The 20442-nt window shown below is 34.3% G+C and carries 18 protein-coding genes; 6 read left to right on the top strand and 12 right to left on the bottom strand.

Translation table 11 applies throughout. The annotated features are described in order from the left end of the window. Nucleotides 1-27: 27 nt before the first annotated feature. A complete protein-coding gene (locus tag ACMHJ2_RS05990; protein ID WP_413512051.1) occupies nt 28-930 on the top strand; it encodes a DMT family transporter in 903 nt (300 codons plus the stop codon). A 59-nt stretch (nt 931-989) separates the two neighbouring features. Here ACMHJ2_RS05990 and ACMHJ2_RS05985 read toward each other — a convergent pair whose 3' ends face one another. Next, a complete protein-coding gene (locus tag ACMHJ2_RS05985; protein WP_413512050.1) occupies nt 990-1538 on the bottom strand; it encodes a HugZ family protein in 549 nt (182 codons plus the stop codon). Nucleotides 1539-1832: 294 nt separating this feature from the next. On the opposite strand from ACMHJ2_RS05985, the gene ACMHJ2_RS05980 reads away from it, so the two are divergent. Beyond that, entirely contained in the window at nt 1833-2732 is a 900-nt protein-coding gene (locus ACMHJ2_RS05980) for a hypothetical protein (protein WP_413512049.1), read from the top strand. A 118-nt stretch (nt 2733-2850) separates the two neighbouring features. Here the strand turns inward: ACMHJ2_RS05980 and ACMHJ2_RS05975 are convergent, their stop codons facing one another. The 4 genes from ACMHJ2_RS05975 to ACMHJ2_RS05960 all read right to left on the bottom strand — a co-directional run bounded on the left by ACMHJ2_RS05975 (nt 2851) and on the right by ACMHJ2_RS05960 (nt 6653). Continuing rightward, nucleotides 2851-3720 (bottom strand): hypothetical protein, encoded by an 870-nt coding sequence (locus tag ACMHJ2_RS05975; RefSeq protein WP_413512048.1) that lies wholly within the window; start codon nt 3718-3720, stop codon nt 2851-2853. Further along, nucleotides 3710-4225, bottom strand: a complete 516-nt coding sequence (locus ACMHJ2_RS05970; protein ID WP_413512047.1) for a GNAT family N-acetyltransferase — start codon at nt 4223-4225, stop codon at nt 3710-3712. The genes ACMHJ2_RS05975 and ACMHJ2_RS05970 overlap by 11 nt, the downstream gene beginning before the upstream one ends. A gap of 126 nt (nt 4226-4351) precedes the next feature. Continuing rightward, a complete protein-coding gene (locus ACMHJ2_RS05965; protein ID WP_413512046.1) occupies nt 4352-5737 on the bottom strand; it encodes a leucyl aminopeptidase family protein in 1386 nt (461 codons plus the stop codon). Nucleotides 5738-5834: 97 nt separating this feature from the next. After that, nucleotides 5835-6653, bottom strand: a complete 819-nt coding sequence (locus ACMHJ2_RS05960) for a hypothetical protein (RefSeq protein WP_413512045.1) — start codon at nt 6651-6653, stop codon at nt 5835-5837. A 125-nt stretch (nt 6654-6778) separates the two neighbouring features. Here ACMHJ2_RS05960 and gcvP point away from each other — a divergent pair, with 125 nt between their 5' ends. Further along, nucleotides 6779-9631, top strand: a complete 2853-nt coding sequence (gcvP, locus tag ACMHJ2_RS05955; protein ID WP_413512044.1) for an aminomethyl-transferring glycine dehydrogenase — start codon at nt 6779-6781, stop codon at nt 9629-9631. Between the two features lie 79 nt (nt 9632-9710). Here the strand turns inward: gcvP and ACMHJ2_RS05950 are convergent, their stop codons facing one another. Genes ACMHJ2_RS05950 through ACMHJ2_RS05925 form a run of 6 tightly spaced genes read right to left on the bottom strand, consistent with a single transcriptional unit; the run spans nt 9711 to nt 16561 of the window. Beyond that, nucleotides 9711-11648 (bottom strand): TonB-dependent receptor, encoded by a 1938-nt coding sequence (locus ACMHJ2_RS05950; protein ID WP_413512043.1) that lies wholly within the window; start codon nt 11646-11648, stop codon nt 9711-9713. Between the two features lie 13 nt (nt 11649-11661). Next, complete coding sequence (locus ACMHJ2_RS05945; RefSeq protein WP_413512042.1) at nt 11662-12723, bottom strand: hypothetical protein; 1062 nt, start codon at nt 12721-12723, stop codon at nt 11662-11664. Next, entirely contained in the window at nt 12720-13586 is an 867-nt protein-coding gene (locus ACMHJ2_RS05940; protein ID WP_413512041.1) for a SagB/ThcOx family dehydrogenase, read from the bottom strand. The genes ACMHJ2_RS05945 and ACMHJ2_RS05940 overlap by 4 nt, the downstream gene beginning before the upstream one ends. Before the next feature lie 12 nt (nt 13587-13598). After that, nucleotides 13599-14390, bottom strand: a complete 792-nt coding sequence (locus ACMHJ2_RS05935) for a hypothetical protein (RefSeq protein ID WP_413512040.1) — start codon at nt 14388-14390, stop codon at nt 13599-13601. Nucleotides 14391-14402: 12 nt separating this feature from the next. Beyond that, a complete protein-coding gene (locus tag ACMHJ2_RS05930; protein ID WP_413512039.1) occupies nt 14403-15683 on the bottom strand; it encodes a YcaO-like family protein in 1281 nt (426 codons plus the stop codon). Further along, entirely contained in the window at nt 15677-16561 is an 885-nt protein-coding gene (locus ACMHJ2_RS05925) for a hypothetical protein (protein ID WP_413512038.1), read from the bottom strand. Before ACMHJ2_RS05925 ends, ACMHJ2_RS05930 begins: the two co-directional genes overlap by 7 nt. Nucleotides 16562-16593: 32 nt before the next feature. Between ACMHJ2_RS05925 and ACMHJ2_RS05920 the strand changes: the two genes are divergently transcribed. Continuing rightward, the gene (locus ACMHJ2_RS05920; protein ID WP_413512037.1) at nt 16594-16731 is read left to right on the top strand and encodes a hypothetical protein; all 138 of its coding nucleotides are present in this window, start codon (nt 16594-16596) and stop codon (nt 16729-16731) included. Between the two features lie 733 nt (nt 16732-17464). On the opposite strand, the gene ACMHJ2_RS05915 is transcribed toward ACMHJ2_RS05920, so the two are convergent. Further along, nucleotides 17465-17629 carry a hypothetical protein gene (locus ACMHJ2_RS05915; protein ID WP_413512036.1) on the bottom strand — a complete coding sequence of 55 codons (165 nt, stop codon included), beginning with the start codon at nt 17627-17629 and terminating at the stop codon, nt 17465-17467. A gap of 521 nt (nt 17630-18150) precedes the next feature. Between ACMHJ2_RS05915 and ACMHJ2_RS05910 the strand changes: the two genes are divergently transcribed. Both ACMHJ2_RS05910 and ACMHJ2_RS05905 read left to right on the top strand, forming a co-directional pair. Next, nucleotides 18151-19074: a helix-turn-helix domain-containing protein gene (locus tag ACMHJ2_RS05910; RefSeq protein ID WP_413512035.1), complete on the top strand. Its 924-nt coding sequence runs from the start codon at nt 18151-18153 to the stop codon at nt 19072-19074. A gap of 94 nt (nt 19075-19168) precedes the next feature. Continuing rightward, nucleotides 19169-20380, top strand: a complete 1212-nt coding sequence (locus tag ACMHJ2_RS05905; RefSeq protein WP_413512034.1) for an MFS transporter — start codon at nt 19169-19171, stop codon at nt 20378-20380. Nucleotides 20381-20442: the final 62 nt, after the last annotated feature.

The following is a 20442-nucleotide window of genomic DNA, read 5'->3' as shown; positions in this document are numbered from 1 at the left end:
ATTTTTACTGTTAAACTTTAATTTAAAATGAAAAATCTGAAAGGAATTTTGTTCGCATTAATTTCCTCGGGTACTTTTGGTTTGGTTCCATTATTTTCTTTACCACTCTTAGTACCTAGTTTGCGACCTGAAGGAGTGGCGGCTATCGGCATACCGACCATTCTATTTTATCGCTTTTTGTTTTCATCGGCAACGATGGGTGCGGTTTGCATCTACAAAAAAACAAATTTGAAAATTTCTATTAAGGATTTAGCAGTCGTCTTTTTCTTGGCTTTATTATATGCTGCTACCGCCAAGTTTATTGTCGATTCGTATGAATACATTGCCAGTGGTTTGGCTACCACCGTACACTTTTTATATCCGCTTTTTGTCAGTATCGTGATGATTCTCTTCTTTAAAGAAAAGAAGTCTACCGTACTATTTATTGCCTCTATCCTCTCTCTCTTAGGTGTAGGAATGATGTGTTGGCATGGTGAAGCTTCACCCGCTTTATATAAAGGCTTAATTTTAGCTTCTTTAACTATATTTACGTATGGTTTATATATTGTAGGACTAAACAAATCCAGAGTTTCGAATATGAACTTTGATTCCCTTACTTTCTACGTTTTAATCATGGGATGCTTAATTTTTTTATTTTATGCCTTATTAACCACAGGTATCGACGCCATCACGTTAAGAGCCGATTGGATGAATTTAATTTTACTAGGGTTCTTCGCCACCTTCATCTCTGATTTGTGCTTGGTATTGGCGGTTAAACACGCTGGCTCTACAATTACCTCTATTTTAGGTTCCATGGAACCCGTAGTGGCGGTAGTGGTAGGAACCTTATTCTTCGGAGAATTCTTTGATTGGATGTCTGCTTTAGGACTGCTTTTCGTCTTGCTATCCGTCACCTTGGTGATTACTTTTACAAAACAAAATGCGACATAAAACAAAAAAGTCTTTAGCTACAAACTAAAGACTTTTTTTATTTCAACCCTAAAGGTCTCTTATTTTTTTACATCCACATTGTGTTGCCCGTGAGCACCATGTCTGTGTTCTACTACTTGTAAATTCTCATCCACAAAATAAGCACTTCCGAATCCATTTACATATGATCCTTTGATTGGTTTTAAGTTGAACATGATAAAGTCTTCTAAGTTTCCTAAAACTTCAATTACTTTTCCGTGTCTTTCTCTCAAATCAACCATCGCTTGCTCATATAAAGGATTTTCTTTAGCAATCAATTCAGCTTCAGTTTCAATCGTTAAACGATGTCTTGCATATAATTGTTTCGATGCGCTCTCATCCTCTACAAACATAAAAGATACTTTTTTGCGATCTCTTAAGTTCTTCGTGTGCTTTGCCATAAACGATACCAAAATTTGGAAATCATTGCCAACTCTTGAATAGGGAGCTGTACTCACAAGTGGTGAACCGTCCTCATTGATTGAAGCAATCATCACAGATTTACACGCATTAATTAGTTCCTCAACTTTTGGTGCTTTTGGTTTTACTTTATGTTGATCGAAGTTTGGATTAATTGTATCTGTACTCATTCTAATTGTATTTATATTGTTGCGCTAAGATACTAAATTATTTAAACTAAATAAAAATAATATATCAATCTGTTTCTTCCAATTTAAACAATTCTTCTACTCAAACCTTGAAATGTTCGCGCTAGTTTCAACCCTACTATGGTAGTCTGAACCCTCAAAAATAATTTTAAAATTCCTTTTTTTTCACTCCAACAAACTAGAATCTAAAAAATTTCCTATATCTCCCCTTTTTTTATTACTAGTTTTTCTTACGTATTATTATTAATTTTACTAGAAATTATGCCAACTTAAACGATGAAAAAATACACTTTCCTTGCGCTTGTCTTATCCCTTAGTACTGCATCTTGTAATAAATCGGATGACAATACATCCGCCCCAAACCTCAATAATGACTTTGTTAAACAGGTAAAGATTACAACAGGATATCCGAAAGACTTACCTGACCACGCTTTCTTTTACGATGCGACTATTAACTTTGAATACAACCAAGAAAACAAACCGAGTGTCATTCGTTCGGCTATTACCTATAGAGACAACTGGACAATTGCGGAATCAGGTCAATTTCCAAACAAAATTATTAAAATACAAAAGCAAAAAACATTCACTTATGACAAGAATACACATCTACTTTTGGAAGAAAAAACAACAAATGAAGATGGAACTAAAATTAAAAAATTTCGTTATAATGAATCCCAACAAATTACAGCTATAAAAGAAGGTAATAAAGAATCTTATTTTGATTATAATCCTTCGGGGCAGCTTGTTAGTATGGAAACAGTTTTCACTAATCCTACTGAATACCAATTTGATTCATCTCAATTCTTCCATTTTGACGAGCATAATAATTTAATACAGTTAGCGTATTATGGCAGGGATACAATGCGAGAAACATTCTTGCTAACCTATAGTGATGTAAAAAATATCTATGCAGATCATGCCTTAAATTACACCTTCACTGATTTAGTTGAAGAATTCAATCCTTACGTTGGTACAGGAAGATACCATAATTATCCTAATTTGTTCGACAACATGGAATATGTTTATAAAGGGACGCAATTACTTGAAAATATATATTATGCCCATTCTCCTATAGATGTACTTTTCGTTTCTAATTCAAAACTTATTAGCTCGAATCCGTATACTTACACTAGATCCATATCAGGGCAATCTTTTACCTATCAATTTACATTTTAAATAAAAACACAATTCTTATTTTATATAAGCCCTAGTAAATAAATTAGGGCTTATATAATTCTAGAAAAAGACCCAAAATAAACCTCATAATCATGTCATCCATGACCAGGAGCTCTTTCTATTTACGAAAAAAATAATAAGGATCTGAAAAATGCTTATTCTTTTGAATATAAGCATATCCTCCTTTTATATCGATGATCCAATTGAATCGATGAATAAAATCTGCACCGACATAGCTTGTTGTTTGATTCTTAATTTCACCTGTAAAAAGATTCACAGGAACCGCTTCAAAGCGAAAGGAATCCACCGTAAGGAAGGGAATTTCAGCAATGAGGTTCGTTAATTTTTCTCCTGCCGAATTAGTTAATGTTTTTGCATCTAGGTGTGGGAGTACTTCAGCCAATTGATTTTCATCTGCCACTTGATTGTTATACAAAACCATACCCGAGAATCCAGATTGCAAAAGGAACTTTGTATTTATTTCTTTATCATTTACAAAACCGGAAATTTCTATAAATAATCGTCCATTCTCATTGGTGAGAGGTACTGCTACAAATCCATGAGTATTTGGAAGATGGTCATACACTTCAAATTGAGATTGGTCGTAATCAATTTTGAAAATCTGTCCGTCAAACAACTGTGTTCCTATTTTCCCTTCTGCCCCATTTCCGGTATATTCATTATCCCAAATCCAAATCTTATCTACTACAGTATTGCCTACCTGAATGCTATTTGTTTTACTCAATCCTTCTGGAAACTCTGTCGTATCAAATACCACAGATGCTACTTTATGGGTTCTATTAGGGGCTAAAGAAGCCTCTCTCATCGCAATTTGAAACATTAAATCAACGGTGTCTTTTTTATTGATGATACTTTCTACCACTATATTGTAATGTCCATTCATTTTAAAAGGAATGATTTCCTGTCCTTTTACTACTGAACCCATAAACAGGACAATCAAAACTAGCATCAAAGATTTACCTCTCATTTTTTAATGCTAATTGATAAATATAATCATCCATCACATATCCATTACCGATATCGAAAGTTTTCGATTCAATACATTGAAAGTCATTTCGCTCATAAAAGGCAATGGCCTTGGCATTGTGTTTATTCACCGTTAAATAGACCGCATCGGCTTTTTTTTCTTGTGCAAAGGTGATGACGTGCTCCAACATTAACTTGCCTAGTCCTTTTTGCTGCTGATCGGTATCCAAATAAATTTTAGATAAAAACACGCGATTATCCTCCATCAATTTATAATCCAAATACCCCGAAATCTCTCCATCAACAACGAGTAGCTCCCAAATATAGCCGTCTTGTATTTCATTGGTTATCCGCTCTTGGTTATACATCAGGGGTAACATATACTCAATTTGAGCTGGATCCAATAAAGAACCATAGGTGATATTCCATATTTTTTCCGCCATAGGACGAATAAAATGCATGTTTTCTGCTGTTACAAATTGATATTGAATTGAACTATTTTCCATATTTTTTAGTTTTAATCTCAGTCAAAGCAGACCGTGAAAGGAACTACAAAAAAAAGGTATTTTTTGCACAAAAAAAAGATGAGTTCGATTTGAACTCATCTTTTAGTACTTATTTAAGTCTTTTACTTACGCTTTGTAATTCGCTAAGAAATCTACTAAAGTACGGATACCACTTCCTGTTCCGCCATTTCCTTTATAATCTCTTGGTGCATCCATCCAAGCTGGACCAGCGATATCAATGTGTACATACGGTGCTTTTGCGAAATGTTCTAGGAATTTTCCTGCGGTGATCGTTCCTGCAAAACGCCCGCCAATATTTTTCATATCGGCTACACTTGATTTTAATAGATCTTTATAGTCATCCCAGAACGGCAATTGTGCTAAACGCTCATGTACTTTATATCCTGATGCCACAATCGCTTGTATTGTTTTCTCATCATTCCCCATAATACAAGAAGCAATATCTCCCGCTACTACTAAAGCCGCTCCTGTTAAGGTTGCCGCATCAATAATAACTGCTGGGTCATATTGTGTAGCATAAGAAATTGCATCAGCTAAGATCATACGACCTTCCGCATCTGTATTTAATACTTCAATTGTCGTTCCATCGTGCATGGTAATGATATCACCTGGTGCATAAGCATCTCCTCCAGGTCGATTATCTGTTGCTGGAATTAAACCAATGACGTGAACATTTAATTGGTTCAGTGCAGCGGCATAAATTGTTCCCGCCATACAAGCCGCTCCCCCCATATCACTCTTCATAGAGTCCATAGATCCTGCCGTTGGTTTTAAACTCAAACCTCCTGTATCGTAAACCACTCCTTTTCCAACCAATACAATTGGTTTGTTATTGATTGGGTTTGCTGGTTTATATTCAATAATTGTAAAAGTTGGTTGTTCGATAGATCCTTTATTAACAGCTAACAAACCACCCATTCTCAAGGCTTCAATTTCCTTTTTACCCAACACATTTACAGTAAATTTAGCTTCGTTTCCTAACACTTCAATTTCTTTAGCCAATTGGGTAGCCGTTAAATAGCTTACAGGCTCATTTACCATCGTACGAGCCCAGTAAACCGCTTTAATTGTATGGTTTAAATCGCTAATTTGTTTCGCCTCGAAATTGCCTTTTAAAGCGATGTTTTCCAAAGCGAATTTCATCGTTTCACTTTCTTTGAAGTATTTCAAGAACTGATAGTTAGAAAGAGCAACTCCTTCTACTAAAGCTAAGGTTGCTTCTCCATTTCCAACTACAGCAAGCGTAGCTGCTTTTTTATCTAGTTGCTTGCGGATATTAAATCCAGCCAAGCGCATTTTTTCTAAATTCGTATTCTCTTTGACAAAAAAGAAATATTGAGTTCCTATTTTGGCAAAATCTTCCTCTTTTTCTCCGGATTCAAATGCTTTTACAAAATCATTTAAAAGAGCTGGAACCTCAACCGTATTGTCATTTCCTAAAACGAAAACTAGATTTTCGTTTGCTTGAACTTCATTTATAAGTTGTATCATCTTTGTTGTTTTTATATGCACAAATATACATTTTCTTAGACACAGCTAAAAATCTACCTTGAAAAGATTGTAGTTATGTTAAGTTAAATCTAGATTTTTATCCTTCCAATAAGACTAAAATCCACCAGTAAATGGGTACACTTTCCACCCAAAACAAACTAAAATAGCTACTGCGTTTGGGGGAAGCTCTATGAATTAATAACAAAGTAATTCCTACAATAATCAAATTATTCCACGCCTGTATGGGGTGATATCCCACTTTAAAAAACTCAATAACAAAAAAAGGAAGCGTCAAACTCGCTAATAGGATTTTAGTTCTTCGTGTCCCTAGCAATTGCGGAATCGTCTTCAGATACTTTTCATCGTACTGTAAATCAACGATTTCAAATATACCTATCAAAATTAAAACTAAAATAAAGCGCTGTAAGAATTTTATCCAGATATCCCAGGAAAGCTCAACCCCTGCATTGAGAACAGGGATAATCAAGGTTACAGTAGCCCAACATAAACAGACGATATACACTTTTAATCCCGACCAATTTCTGAGATTGGGAATGCCTTTAGAAATAGGAACGGCATACAAAACGGCTAAAATTAACAAGGACAGCGTTACCCCTTGCGTGGTACGAGACAAAAATAAAAAACAAACAACACCTACAAGTAAAGCGAACAAACTCAGCAGTAGAATCAATTTCATCTTATTCGACAAGTTTTTGCGATGAGCAACTACAAAATCGGCATATTTAATAAAATTATAGGAAAATAGGGTTCCTGAAAAGGCCAAAAGAGAAACGGTCCAATCCAAAGGTAAACGACAGAAATAAAACGTCATTTGAACCAAAGCAAAAACGGCGAAAGAAACGTGTATACTCGCTTTCAGATAAAAATCAAATAGTTTGCCCAGGGATTTCACCATCCTTATTTTTTGCGCCTAAACGGGTTAGATAATTAGAGAAACAAAATTACTAGTAATATACTTAATTTATCTCAGATTTATGGTTATTTTTGTATGCTTATACACAACTTATTATTTTTGTCCAAATGAAAACAAATGCATTTGCTTTAAGACACATTGGCCCTCGTGCTGAGGACATGGCACAAATGTTTAAAACTGTAAAAGTTGACAACATTGAGCAATTAATCGACGAGACTTTTCCAACTTCAATTCGCTTAAAAAAAGATTTAGATCTTGCTCCTGCGATGACGGAATATGAGTATTTAGCTTATATTCAGAACTTAGGTAACAAGAATAAAATATTTCGTTCGTTTATTGGATTAGGATACAACGAAGCGGTTTGTCCTGCTCCTATTATTCGCAACGTATTTGAAAATGCTGGTTGGTACACAGCTTATACTCCGTACCAAGCTGAGATTGCACAAGGTCGTTTAGAGGCTTTATTGAATTTCCAAACGACAGTTATCGAATTAGCTGGAATGGAAATTGCCAATGCTTCTTTACTAGATGAAGGTACAGCAGCAGCTGAAGCGATGATGTTGTTATACGATGTTCGTACAAGAGATCAAAAGAAAAACAACACATTAAAATTCTTCGTTTCTGAAGAAATTTTACCTCAAACGCTTTCTGTTTTACAAACGCGTGCCGTTCCTTTTGAAATTGAATTAGTAGTGGGAGACCACCAAACATTCGATTTCGCCGAAGATTTCTTTGGTGCAATCCTACAATACCCAGGTAAATACGGTCAGGTTTATGATTATGCTGACTTTATCCATATTGCTAAAACGAAAGATATTAAAGTTGCTGTTGCAGCGGATATCTTATCTTTAGTAACCTTAACTTCTCCTGGAGAAATGGGTGCAGATGTAGTAGTGGGAACAAGCCAACGTTTTGGTATTCCCTTAGGTTATGGTGGGCCTCACGCTGGTTTCTTCACTACAAAAGAAGAGTACAAACGCAGTATGCCAGGTCGTATTATCGGTGTTTCGAAAGATGCGGATGGAAACAGAGCTTTGCGTATGGCTTTACAAACACGTGAACAACATATCAAACGCGAAAAAGCGACGTCAAACATCTGTACAGCGCAAGTATTATTAGCTGTTATGGCGAGTTTCTATGCGGTTTATCATGGACCAAATGGCTTGCGTTTTATTGCAAACCAAGTACATGCAAAAGCAAATACAGTAGTTGAAAGTTTAGCTAAATTAGGCATTGAACAAACAAATACAGCTTATTTCGATACAATCGTAGTAAAAGCAGACGTTGCTAAAGTAAAACCTATTGCTGAAGCTAATAAAGTAAACTTCTACTATATTGATGCCAATACAATTTCTATTTCCTTAAACGAAACAGCAGATTTAAATGATATCAATACAATCATTTCCATCTTTGCTCAAGCAATAGGAAAAGAAACTTTTACCGTGACTGCTTTAAATGAAGAAGCAATCAACTACCCTGCAAAATTAAAACGTACTTCTAAATTCTTAGAACACGACGTATTTAATAGCTACCATTCTGAAACAGAATTAATGCGTTACATCAAGCGTTTAGAGCGCAAAGATTTAGCGTTAAACCAATCGATGATTTCATTAGGTTCTTGTACGATGAAGTTAAATGCTGCGGCAGAAATGCTTCCTTTAAGCAACGGACAATGGAATAACATCCACCCTTTTGCTCCACTTGACCAAGCAGCGGGTTATTTGGAAATGTTGAAAGATTTAGAGCATAAATTAAATATCATTACTGGATTTGCGGGAACAACCTTGCAACCAAACTCTGGAGCTCAAGGAGAATATGCTGGATTAATGGCGATTCGCGCTTACCACCATTCAAGAGGAGATTTCCAAAGAAACATAGCTTTAATTCCTGCATCAGCGCATGGTACGAACCCTGCATCTGCTGCAATGGCTGGAATGAGAGTTATTGTTACTAAAACTACACCTGAAGGAAATATCGATGTGGCTGACTTAAAAGAAAAAGCAGAATTACACAAAGACAATCTTTCTTGTTTAATGGTTACTTACCCTTCAACTCACGGTGTATACGAATCAGCAATCATGGAAGTTACACAAGTTATCCACGATAACGGCGGACAAGTATATATGGATGGGGCAAATATGAATGCACAAGTTGGTTTTACCAACCCCGCTTCTATTGGTGCTGATGTATGCCACTTGAACTTACACAAAACATTCGCTATTCCTCATGGAGGTGGTGGACCTGGAGTTGGACCAATCTGTGTGGCGCAACATTTAGTAGAATTTTTACCTTCAAACCCTTTAGTTAAAGTGGGTGGTGAAAATGCGATTACTTCTATTTCATCTGCACCTTATGGTTCTGCCTTAGTGTGTTTAATCTCTTATGGTTATATCGCAATGTTAGGAACAGAAGGATTGAAAAATGTAACTCAAACCGCTATTCTTAATGCTAACTACATGAAGGCTAGATTAGAAGAGCACTATGCTATTTTATATACAGGCGAAAAAGGACGTGCAGCCCACGAAATGATCGTTGATGTTCGTGAATTTAAAGAAAAAGGAATTGAAGTTACAGATATCGCGAAGCGTTTAATCGATTATGGTTTCCACGCACCTACGGTTTCTTTTCCTGTGGCAGGTACTTTAATGATTGAACCTACAGAAAGTGAAAGCTTGTCAGAAATTGATCGTTTTTGTGATGCTATGATTTCTATTCGTCAAGAAATTGAAAACGCAACAATTGAAAATCCAGTAAACGAGTTAAAGAATGCACCTCATACTTTAGCTTTATTAACGGCTGATACTTGGGACTTACCTTACTCAAGACAAAAAGCTGCTTATCCATTAGCCTATGTAGCTGACAATAAATTCTGGCCTACTGTACGTCGTATTGACGATGCTTATGGAGATAGAAACTTAGTTTGTTCTTGTGCTCCAATTGAAGCTTACCTTGAAAACTAATACTTTAGTTAAATAATGAAAAACGCCATCCTAATTGATGGCGTTTTTTTTTGATTAAAATTATTGAAGTTGACTCGTTTTAAAATTTAAATTGTAAACCAAAATACAAAACCCGCTGTTGAAAATTTTGAAAACCAACCTTAGAATAATCTTCTGAATAATAGGGACTTCGATTATTTTTCCGATTCAATAGATTCGTAATCGAACAATAAACAAGCAGGAAATTATCGTAAACAGGTAAAATTTTATTCATTGTAAAATCAATTCTGAAGTAGTGATTTAATTTTTCATTCGCATACTCCCTTAGTAGGGGCACAAACACTTTTTCAGAGGGATCATAGGTTGCCTCTTTTATTTTTGTATACACACTACCTGGATGTGTAGTACCAACCAAAGAAGCGGTGAAATAATTGGGATTACTATAGGTAAATTGTGTTTTAATAAAATACATCCAATTTTTATTCTTTTGGTTAGTAACTTCCTGGGAAGTATAGACGACTGTATTAGAAAAATAAAAAGACATAAATCGACCTAAACGCTGAGTAAAAGACGTTTCCAATCCTCCTATTTGCTGTTTATTTATCTCCTCTATACTGGATAGTTGCAGCGCACCTATATCTGCTTTAAGATAAATAGCCGCAGTAATAGAGGTCGTTCTAGTTTCATAATAATAATCGAGGGTTATTTGTTTACTAGTAAATAGATGAATCTCATGTTGGTAATAATTAGGGGTAGAATAACTGTGATAATTTCCTACGCCCAAAATAAAATGCTCCTTCTTATTTACCTTATAAAACGCAGCTAGTTGCCCACTTAAAAAATCAAAGTTCGCTCTTTGAGCCAAAATACTTTTCCTTCCCCCGAGAGAAACACCGAAATCAGGGGTAAATTTATAATCCGTATACAGGTACAGTTCTGTAAAATGAAAGTTATTTTTTTCTTGATTTATTACCGTTGGATGCTGTTTATCCATCGCATAATAAAACTGGGGTTTAACTTCATTATACGTATAATTTGAAGTTGAAAAATCGATTCCATATTGAATATTCCAACCATAATCTAAGCGGTACTTATGAGAAGCGGAAATAAAAAACTGTTGGTATTTCGATTTAGAATTGATGGTCTTGAACGCATAGTCTGATTGACTCCAATCCCATAAACTCGAAATTCTAAGTAAAGAATTTCTTTTTATATACTCCAAAGAATTAACTGTAAATAAACGCGTTTGATTCGCCAGAGCATCATCAACATACTTTAAATTGTAATTTTTAGAATCATATTTTTCATCTACATAATAGGTATAACTATTCAGCGTGGTTTGTGGGGAGACATGCAATCGAATATTGAACCCCATATCTTTGGACTGAAAAGAATTTAACTCCGACAAGTTTTGACCATTGACTTTTTTGAGCAAATCAGAAAACTGTACATTGGCATAATACTGAAAGAAATTTTCCTTTCCAATTTTCCTATTCACTTGCAAACCTACATTGGAAAGTGCAGTTGCTATTTGGTAGGAATTAGTCTCCAGCTTGTTTGTAGTTTTGATATCAACAAGACCTCCACTTGCATTTCCATAAGTTAACGGTGGATTCGCAGCATAGATATATTGGTTCTCAATCATCTCTATATTAAACAACGAAAAATTCCCTAAACCTGTATCTTGTGCATGGCGAACTGGATTTAAAATAGGCGAACCATTTACATAAACTCGCGATTGATCTGCCAAGGCGCCTCTTAATATAGGATTAGCGGTCTCCGAACTAGCCGTTGACATGGGAAGAATTGCGATTGCTTTCAAAGGATCTCCATTCGAAGCTGGGTTGAAGTATACGTCCAATTTAGTCAGCTTAGTACTGGAAAATTTCTCTGCGATTGGATCTTTATTTACGATGACTATTTCATGAAGAGCATAAGTCAACGAATCAGGTGCCTTTTCTAATGTCCTTTCCGGCGTTTTGTCTGGTGTCCTCTCTTGCGCATAAACAACCAAAGAAAGACAGCAAAAACAGACCAAAGGCAGTATTTTTTTACGTATTGAAAGCATAATAAAACAGCAAAAATAACGGGGTAGCAAAACAAAACCAAACGAAGGCAATAGCCAAACAACTAAGTACAAAATAACCACTATAAAGTATCCTTTTGCTTGTTAATTTACCTTTAAACAAGTGAAAGAAAATCGCACTCGATTCCTTGAATAAATTTTCTTTTTTTACTAACACATTAAGAATAAAATAACCATCTGTATACGGCAAAAAAAGGTTTAGATTAAATAGGGATCGGATACAAACAGAAATTGCGATTGAATAACAAATAAATACAACAGTTGGATAAATAGAATGAAATAAAACGGTACACAATAGAACTAGAATCACAACAATGAAATCAAAAACAAACCCGCCTGCATGGATAAAAACACGGTGTTTTTTATTTTTTACCTGACCAATATACAATTTATTATAAAACACAGGAATCACATACAACAGCAGTCCGAAACCAAAAATAGAGCATTTTCCTTTATACCATTTATAGACAAAATAATGACCAAATTCATGAATACCAATACTAATTAAAGCACCTAGATAAATAAAGAACAACAATTGCTTGAATGAATAAGGAACCTGATATAAAGTATTTTTATAATTCTCAACCAAAGAAAAAGGGGCTATAAGCAAGTATATACTAGCTCCTACAACTAGACCAATCAAAAGCACTAAAACACAGTAAAGAGCGCACTTCTTTTCCCATATTCGTTCAAAAAAAGTATGGGTAAAATCAATATTCAAGACTTCCAATATTGCCTTTTTTCGCTTCAAACGAAAGAAAAAAAATCGTGCCCCATTAGAAAAATCTTGTTCTACTAGTAATTTATTCTGTATTGCTATACCTAATAACAAGTCTAATTGCTCCATCTTTATTTCTACTGTATCGCTAAAAAAGGCAATCACTGATTCTTTATTTAGCATCCGACAATACTGCTCTATAATAGCAAACTCTAAAAGTGATAACTTCACCAGATGCTCTGCGTTTTTTACTTTAATAAGCAAAAACTCCTGATTTTTCTCAATATTCGTTATATCGTTGAGCTTCATGTCTCTTCGGTTTTTTTATTTCCTATAGCCATACAAAAAAGAGGTTGATGTAAGGTGTTTTTTAATTCTAAAAAAATATGCATTTGGTTACTTAAAAAACTACCAAAAACACAACATCCCAAATCTAATGCCGCCACAGATAAATACGCAGCATGGATAAATTCACCTAGTTCAACTAGCGAAAGAGCGATGCCTAAATCTTTATATTTAAAGGACTGTTTATTGAAAACAGAAGAAAAAACGACAAATGCAGACGTATTTTCAAAATCTAATGAAGAGGTCTCTGACTTCATAATAAGCGCATAAAACGATTGCAGTTCCTCTTGTGTTTTTAACTCTTTAATTAACTCCAAATTAAAATCCACAACATTATAGTGATAAGCCCCTAAGGGAATCTCACTCATTCGATGATTAATGAGATAAATCTCCGTTGGATATAACCCTCCACCAGAAGCAATATTTCTGGTAGATCTCGTTATTTCGATACCATTAAAGTTAAAATCATCCTTACCTGTTAAGGTGTAAAACAAGTTAAAAAATTCACTTATATTTTGTAAAGAAAGAGGGATTTCAGAAAACTGCCTTACGCTTTTTCTCTTGGTATTTAGTTGTGTTAAATTCAAAAAAGAAACGCTAGGATAAGGGGTAGGAAGTAAAGCATAGGTTTTACAAAAACCCATTTCATACTGCGATTCGTGTATTTTTTTTTGGAGTTTGGGGTTATTGTTTACATACGCAATTAAACTAAATTTTTCTAAGGACTCTTTATCGTACTGTTTAAACTTTATACACTCTAAAAAATCTAATGTACTTTCGTTCAACCGATGTTCAGCTACTAAGTTTAACATATCTTCATGTGTCATCGATTTCTCATTTTAAATGTTGTACTTTTTCTTTAATCTTTCCATCGCTTCTGTTTTGCCCTCTGCTTCATAATATTGAATCAAAAGGCGATAAAGCTGTGTTCGCCCCCAAGTAGGTGCATATAAAGAGGTATCTATCGCATCAGGGCAAGACAATCCCTTCAACGCATACTCTTCTACTTTTAACCTACCTCCAAACATTTTAGGGGTGTGAAAATTATGGGAAGCAAGCACAACATAGGCGCGTAGGTTTTCCTTATTTAAAGCTAATGCCTGTTGCGCGTATTCTTCAACTTCTGAAGCTATTTTTGCCAATTGGACAATATTTGCAAATTGAATAGAAAAGGAGGTACACATCGCCAATAAAGCATAGTACTCTGAGTTCATATATACTTTTTCACTGAGTACCTCCAATGATTCTTCAATGGCTTTTTCTGCCTGTTTATCCTCATTTTGAATCGTTTTATAAAAAACAGATTTATAGTATAATAAATAAGCTTTCCAATACACTTGGTCAAAGCCTATAAGCGTCTTTTCTATCTCTTTTAACTGTGCATCTATTACTTCAAGTTTTTTGTATTTAAACAGCTCATCAACCGAATGATTAATCTGATTTTGATACAGCTGCATGGAATCAGCTTCCTTAAACACTAGTAACGAAGCCATCGCTTGATTAGATCTCCTTGTATCTACATCAAGCCGTATTAAATCATTCGCATTCTCAGTTAGCTTATTACAGGATACGTGGGGACTGACAATACCCAGTAAGAGCGCAAACTTTAGTAGTTGATTTATTCTTTTCATTTTATTCTACTTTTAAGGAAATGGGTGAGGAAAATCGGTAAATAAATCTTCATCTGAATCGAATAATCCGAGATAAGGATAATTAAAATCACCCGTTAATAAATTTAATTGAGGGGTACATACTTTTAGTACTTCAAATCCCAATTGAAGGGTATCTATCGTACTTAGAAGTACGACATATACTTCATTTATGCCTTTTTTCACTAGCTCTTCGGGTTGTAGATTTACAATATGGTGCCTATAAAAATCTTGCCAGCTTGTAGTATAACCCTCTTCACTTTCTACATCTTTAAGAAGAGGTACATACAGAGTTAATTCAGGAAAGAGGTTATACAAAGCATAATGCTTTTTGAAAGAATCTACTTCTGAAAAATCAAAATCCGCTATTTTTTTTTCGGTGAATGCCGTCTGATTTTGTTCACAAGCAAATTCTGTATACTCGATACCCTGATAGGCTTCTAGGGTTGCTTTTAGTAAAGCTTCTTTTTTGTTTAAACGAGCAGCAGATCCCACACTTTTATAAGTTTTCCCTCTTTTCTTGAATAAAATGAAAACCACAAAGGTGGAACAATAAGCATATTCACTTATATCATAGGTTACGATTTTTATTCGTGTATTTTCAAATAAACCTTTGATTTGGTTATCTGTTTTATATTGCTCCACAATAAATGATTGCGCATATTTTTTATACTTTCTCTGTTTTTGAAAATACCAAAACGTAGCAAATCCATCTCGTTCTATACATTCTAACAAACCACTTTCAATCGCTTTATCTCTTGTTATATGACAAGCCGTTCCTGTAGATGTATTTTTATGATACAAACCATCTCCCTCAATATTTTCGACATTAACCATAAAAAAGGGGAGTAACGTTTTTTCTTGTGTACAATAATTTTCTCCTTGAATCCAGTGCGTTTTTGTTTGGGGGGTTAAACGCTTGAATTGAAAGGTTAATGCCTCATATTGTTTCTCCGAATAATAGTGAATTTGATTAGGAGGAAAACAAAAATGGGTTGACTTTAATTCTTCATAAGCACCAAATATAAGAGATTTTTTCAGCTGAAAACTAGAAGCATATCGTTCTAAATATTCCCCTAATGCAGCTATATTTGATTTATTTTCATCCAAAGCTATGCCTCCACCATGAATGGATTTCCTATTATTATTTACTACAAATAAATGATTTGAAAAGCAGACCCTCTCATATAAACTAGAAGGTAGATACAGATTTCGGGGTACTTTCAGGATAGGATTATTTAAAAATCCCAATTCCCCTCTGAGACACGCTAGCATAAGGGATTATAAATCGATATAGGGTTACAAAATTCACATCCCGGAGCTTTTAAAACATTAAAATACTGATTGTTATACCTATTGAAATCAATAAAAAGGGCTCTATTGTATAACGATTTATTTTTATACACTGCTATTTTATGCAATTCATTGTAAATAAAAGCGGTATTTATCGGAAAAGAACCAATCTCAAAAACCGAAATAGGATAGTCTTTTATTCGTTCCATATGCCAAATATGATCTAAAAGTAAATGGGGTTGAGTTGTATTAAATATTTTTCTTTTTTCAATACACGCCAGACACACGGTTTCTTTAGAACTATTCATTAAAGGACCTAGTAAGACCCCATTTTCATACATTTCAACAAACAAAAAATCCGTTGTACTTGCTTTTTGAAGCAAACTTATTTTTTGTATGGTATCGGCTTGATAAAAATATGGACCAAGTAATAAGATCAAATCCGTCGTATTTCCTTTTTCCACCTCCAGTTTCTCACCCATTACATCCGATAAATTACAAACTTTAGAAACCTGAATAGATTGAGGTAAACCCGCAATAAAGGTAGTTAGCAGGGTCAAATTACTGCCAAATTCTCCAATAAGCGTTAGATTGATCGGTGCTATATCTTCACTAGCAGGGGTGATAAATTGATTCACAGTAAGCCATGCTATACTATCCTCCATTTTATTTTGTTCCAGAAAAGGAATTCCCTCTTCAGTGAACAATTGAGCTAAGTCCTTTTCTTCTTGTAACAAAGTCAAAACAGCAACAATATGAGGTGCGTGTTTGCCTTTTATTTTTTTTATGGTATTGGAATCTAAGAACAGCAAGTACTCCTCTGGATTCATTTGAATAATTTTCCATTTTTTAATCATCATCAAGCAAGTTAAAAACTAGTAATACCAATGAAATGCTATTGGTATTACTAGCGTTAATACTAACAGCAACAGCAGCAGCTGCAACAAGCGTAAATATCCATTTCTTGAGAAGATGGAATAGTCAAAGACAAAAGCTCTTTCACTTCAATGGTTTCAATTGTAAGTTGTAATTGTTTCATGTTTATTAATTTTAAATTAATACCTACAAGCTTAGTTTTTAGACATTCCTTGTTACTCAGGTCTTTTCTTGATCAAGAGGTGCGTAGAATCAAACATTTTGGATTACTCAGCTAGCCATTAGCTAATTGTGTATCTCAAAACTTGATTGTTCAAAGCCAAATACATGACTTTATCTTAAAAAGTTCAGTGTGCACTAAGGTATAGTTGAGTGTAACTATTGGGAGAATACAAACTAATTTATAAAAGTGTATTTACACAACTATTAGTTTGAGTTACTTCATGCTATACGGGATAGAAAATTACTCGTTAAGTCTTTGTATGAGTACAAAAAAACAGGAAGACTACTACTTTTACCAACTAACGAGAAACTAAAAGTAAGAAAAATAATAGCTGTAAAAACAATAAAATAGCCAACCAATTTGATTTATTAATCAATAAACAAGAAATCATTTGATTATTAAACGTCTTTATTTTAAACAATTAGCTAGCCTTTTAAGTTATTTCAGCTTTATCTAATACGTGTAAAAAAAGTTGCCTTTGGAATAGAAGAAAAAAGAACCGTAAACCAACCGTTTTGTTCCCGTATAAGAAAGAAGAAATGTCCGGTGCTTTAGCCCCAACAGCCAGGTACAATTACTTTATACGTATAAGTAACGGCCATTTTAAATAAGTTACCTCTGAAATAGATGATTCAAAGCGTATTCACCTCAGACTAAAGTACTGTTACTCCCCTCTAAATCGATATCTTCTAAGTAGAAAATACAAGCCGCTTAAAACCAATAGCGCATAGCATACCCATTCCATATGACTATAACTAAAAAAATCAAATAGATTTAATACCAAAGCCACTGTTGTTACTAGTACTAAACCTTTAACTAGTTTATCCATTGTTTAAAATTTGAAATTAATTTCCTCTTTAACTGAAATAACTTCGTGAGAATAAAAAGAGTACTATCTATTCTAGATCTTATAAAAAAATTATGTCTTTGATTAATAACAAAAAATATTCCACTTTTTTATAAAAAGAATACACACAAAACATAAACAGCCATTTTTATAAAAACTTCAACCAATAACAGCCCTAAATATCAAGTATTAAAAGAAAAGTAGTTTAAGAATAAATAAAATATCCGCGTTCGAATTAACCTCAACCAATCCATAAACAAAACGATATTTTATAGTAATTCTATTGTGAATTTAGGTTGTACTTGAATTTACATCAACTGTTTGGACATCACTTCCAAGTCTTGGATAAAAAAGATTCATCTAAAAAATAAAATTCCAAGTAATATTTTGTCTTTCTTTTATTTTAAAAGCACTTTGATTTCTTTTATTTTTTATTTAACCCAATCCAGGGCGCTAGGTTTATTTGATTTTTGTAATTTTACTTTTGGAGTAAAATGAACAATATGAGTAAAGATTTAGAAACAATTGCCGACTATTACAAAGAAAGATCTTCTTCGTCCCTTTCACAAAACTATGCCTTTAATATCACCGAATACAAAACGGGTACTTCCCATTTTAATATCAATATGCGTAAGTATTGTAGTTTTAAAACGCCTTATAATCGACGTGATTTTTACAAAGTTGGTCTAATTATTGGTCGTGGTAAACTCCATTATGGATCACACTCCATCCCCATTGATGGCCCTGCTCTATTTTTACCATGTCCAACGATTCCCTATTCATGGACGTGTATTGAAAAGAAACAAGAAGGTTATTTTTGCTTATTTAACTACGAATTTTTTACGGAAAACAGAAATTTAGAATCCTTTAAAAAGACCTCTTTATTCAAAGAATGGGGGAAACCTTTGATTTTTCTGACCCCCGATCAATTAGAAATTGCCCATATGTATTTCCAGCAAATGTATACCATGGCGCAATCAAACTATCCTTTAAAGTATGAAGTTATTCGCAATTTATTAGCCTTGCTACTTCATCAAGCCTTACAATTAAAAGTAGAAGATATTTCACTCGAAGATCAAAACGCTTCTCAGCGTCTTTTTCGCTTATTTGATCAATTAGTTAACAAGCAATTCCCTTTGGATTCGCCTGCTTATCCACTTACCTTGCGTCGCCCTATTGATTATGCCAACAAACTCAATGTACATGTAAATCACTTAAATTCATCTATCAAATCAGCAACAGGTAAAACAACAACCCAGCATCTTACAGATCGCATTTTATTGGAAGCCAAAAATTTATTAATCAATACGGATTGGGACATTGCGCAGGTGGGATATACCCTTGGTTTTGATCAACCTTCTCATTTTACTCATTTTGTAAAAAAACACCTCGATATAACTCCCTTACAATTTAGAAACCACCCTTAAATTCTTTGATTTTCGCAATTATCCCTTTGCCTTTTTTAAGATAGCTGTGCATCTGTTCTTTTACTTTTGTAGGCGTAAAACAACAATTCATCTTATGCTTAGAGAAGCAACAAAACAAAGAAAAAAGTTAGCCACAATTCTGGCTTTTAGTTCCATTCCCCTCTCTGGGTTTGTAACCGATATTTACTTGCCTTCTTTTCCATCTATGGCCACTGATTTAGCCATTACTGAAAAAGAAGTGCAACTTACGCTGACTTGCTATTTATTGAGTTATGGGATTTCTCAACTCTTTGTTGGCAGTATTTTAGATAGTATCGGCCGGTATAAACCCCGTTTAGTAGCCTTGCTTTTTATTGCTCTTTCAAGTTTGCTCATTGCCTTTACCAATGATATTCTCTTTATTTGCTTATTGCGCATCGTTCAAGGAATTGCTATTTCAGTTTTAGTAGTCGCCACACGAGCCATATTCATGGATATCTATGAGGAACAGCAGCGCATCCATTACTTGAGTTATTTTACTGTTGTTTGGTCCTGTGGCCCCATCCTTGCCCCCTTTTTAGGAGGATATCTCGATGCACTATTTTCATGGCATGCCAATTTTTACTTCTTAGCTTTATACGCTGTACTCCTGTTTGCCTTAGATCTAATCATCAGCGGCGAAAGTATTGCTCAAAAGAAAAAATTCAACTTCAGTGAAACCTTACAGATTTACAAAATGATGTTGAGTAATACAACCTTCATAACAGGCATCTTTATTTTGGGAATGAGTTATTCAATTGTCATGGTGTTCAATATCTCAGGTCCTTTTTTAATCGAAAATACATTTAAACAAAATTCCATCGTTATTGGCTATTGCACTTTAATTTTAGGATTTTCTTGGATGCTCGGTGGTATCCTTGGAAAAAAAAGAATGCATGTTCCTTTTAAACAACGTGTTACTCGACCTATCTATGCACAATTAGCGTTGGTCTTACTGCTACTCCTGGTTAGTTATTATCTTGAAAATTTAGTTGTATTGATTATTGGATTATTTTTTATTCACATTTGTTCAGGTACTTTATTCAATAATTTTTTCACCTCCACGATGCTTTCTTTTCCCAATAATTCAGGAACAGCGGGTGGATTAATGGGTGGATTAACGTATGTAATAACCTCATTTACAAGCTTTATAATTTCCACATCAGGTACTATCAATACCCAATTTCAATTAAGTATGCGATATATGGTTTTGATTGTTTGTCTCTTACTTTTGATTTTTTATATCGTTCACCTCAATAAAAAAACACAACCGCAAGGGAAAAAATAATTCAATTTCCTTCGAAATATGTACCTTTGCCGCCGCTTAGCTTTAGTAGGAGCTAAGCGGCT

This window comes from Myroides odoratus (genome assembly GCF_965118575.1).
In the GTDB taxonomy this organism is placed as follows: Bacteria; Bacteroidota; Bacteroidia; order Flavobacteriales; family Flavobacteriaceae; genus Flavobacterium; species Flavobacterium odoratum_B.
The sequence above is the reverse complement of the archived record's forward strand: the minus strand, read 5'-3'. Positions and strand labels throughout refer to the sequence as shown.

Coding starts and splice junctions, on each gene's coding strand:
- ACMHJ2_RS05990 (WP_413512051.1), top strand. CDS start 28: ATGAAAAATCTGAAAGGAATTTTGTTCGCATTAATTTCCTCGGGTACT.
- ACMHJ2_RS05985 (WP_413512050.1), bottom strand. CDS start 1,538: ATGAGTACAGATACAATTAATCCAAACTTCGATCAACATAAAGTAAAA.
- ACMHJ2_RS05980 (WP_413512049.1), top strand. CDS start 1,833: ATGAAAAAATACACTTTCCTTGCGCTTGTCTTATCCCTTAGTACTGCA.
- ACMHJ2_RS05975 (WP_413512048.1), bottom strand. CDS start 3,720: ATGAGAGGTAAATCTTTGATGCTAGTTTTGATTGTCCTGTTTATGGGT.
- ACMHJ2_RS05970 (WP_413512047.1), bottom strand. CDS start 4,225: ATGGAAAATAGTTCAATTCAATATCAATTTGTAACAGCAGAAAACATG.
- ACMHJ2_RS05965 (WP_413512046.1), bottom strand. CDS start 5,737: ATGATACAACTTATAAATGAAGTTCAAGCAAACGAAAATCTAGTTTTC.
- ACMHJ2_RS05960 (WP_413512045.1), bottom strand. CDS start 6,653: ATGGTGAAATCCCTGGGCAAACTATTTGATTTTTATCTGAAAGCGAGT.
- gcvP (WP_413512044.1), top strand. CDS start 6,779: ATGAAAACAAATGCATTTGCTTTAAGACACATTGGCCCTCGTGCTGAG.
- ACMHJ2_RS05945 (WP_413512042.1), bottom strand. CDS start 12,723: ATGAAGCTCAACGATATAACGAATATTGAGAAAAATCAGGAGTTTTTG.
- ACMHJ2_RS05940 (WP_413512041.1), bottom strand. CDS start 13,586: ATGACACATGAAGATATGTTAAACTTAGTAGCTGAACATCGGTTGAAC.
- ACMHJ2_RS05935 (WP_413512040.1), bottom strand. CDS start 14,390: ATGAAAAGAATAAATCAACTACTAAAGTTTGCGCTCTTACTGGGTATT.
- ACMHJ2_RS05930 (WP_413512039.1), bottom strand. CDS start 15,683: ATGCTAGCGTGTCTCAGAGGGGAATTGGGATTTTTAAATAATCCTATC.
- ACMHJ2_RS05925 (WP_413512038.1), bottom strand. CDS start 16,561: ATGATGATTAAAAAATGGAAAATTATTCAAATGAATCCAGAGGAGTAC.
- ACMHJ2_RS05920 (WP_413512037.1), top strand. CDS start 16,594: ATGCTATTGGTATTACTAGCGTTAATACTAACAGCAACAGCAGCAGCT.
- ACMHJ2_RS05915 (WP_413512036.1), bottom strand. CDS start 17,629: ATGGATAAACTAGTTAAAGGTTTAGTACTAGTAACAACAGTGGCTTTG.
- ACMHJ2_RS05910 (WP_413512035.1), top strand. CDS start 18,151: ATGAGTAAAGATTTAGAAACAATTGCCGACTATTACAAAGAAAGATCT.
- ACMHJ2_RS05905 (WP_413512034.1), top strand. CDS start 19,169: ATGCTTAGAGAAGCAACAAAACAAAGAAAAAAGTTAGCCACAATTCTG.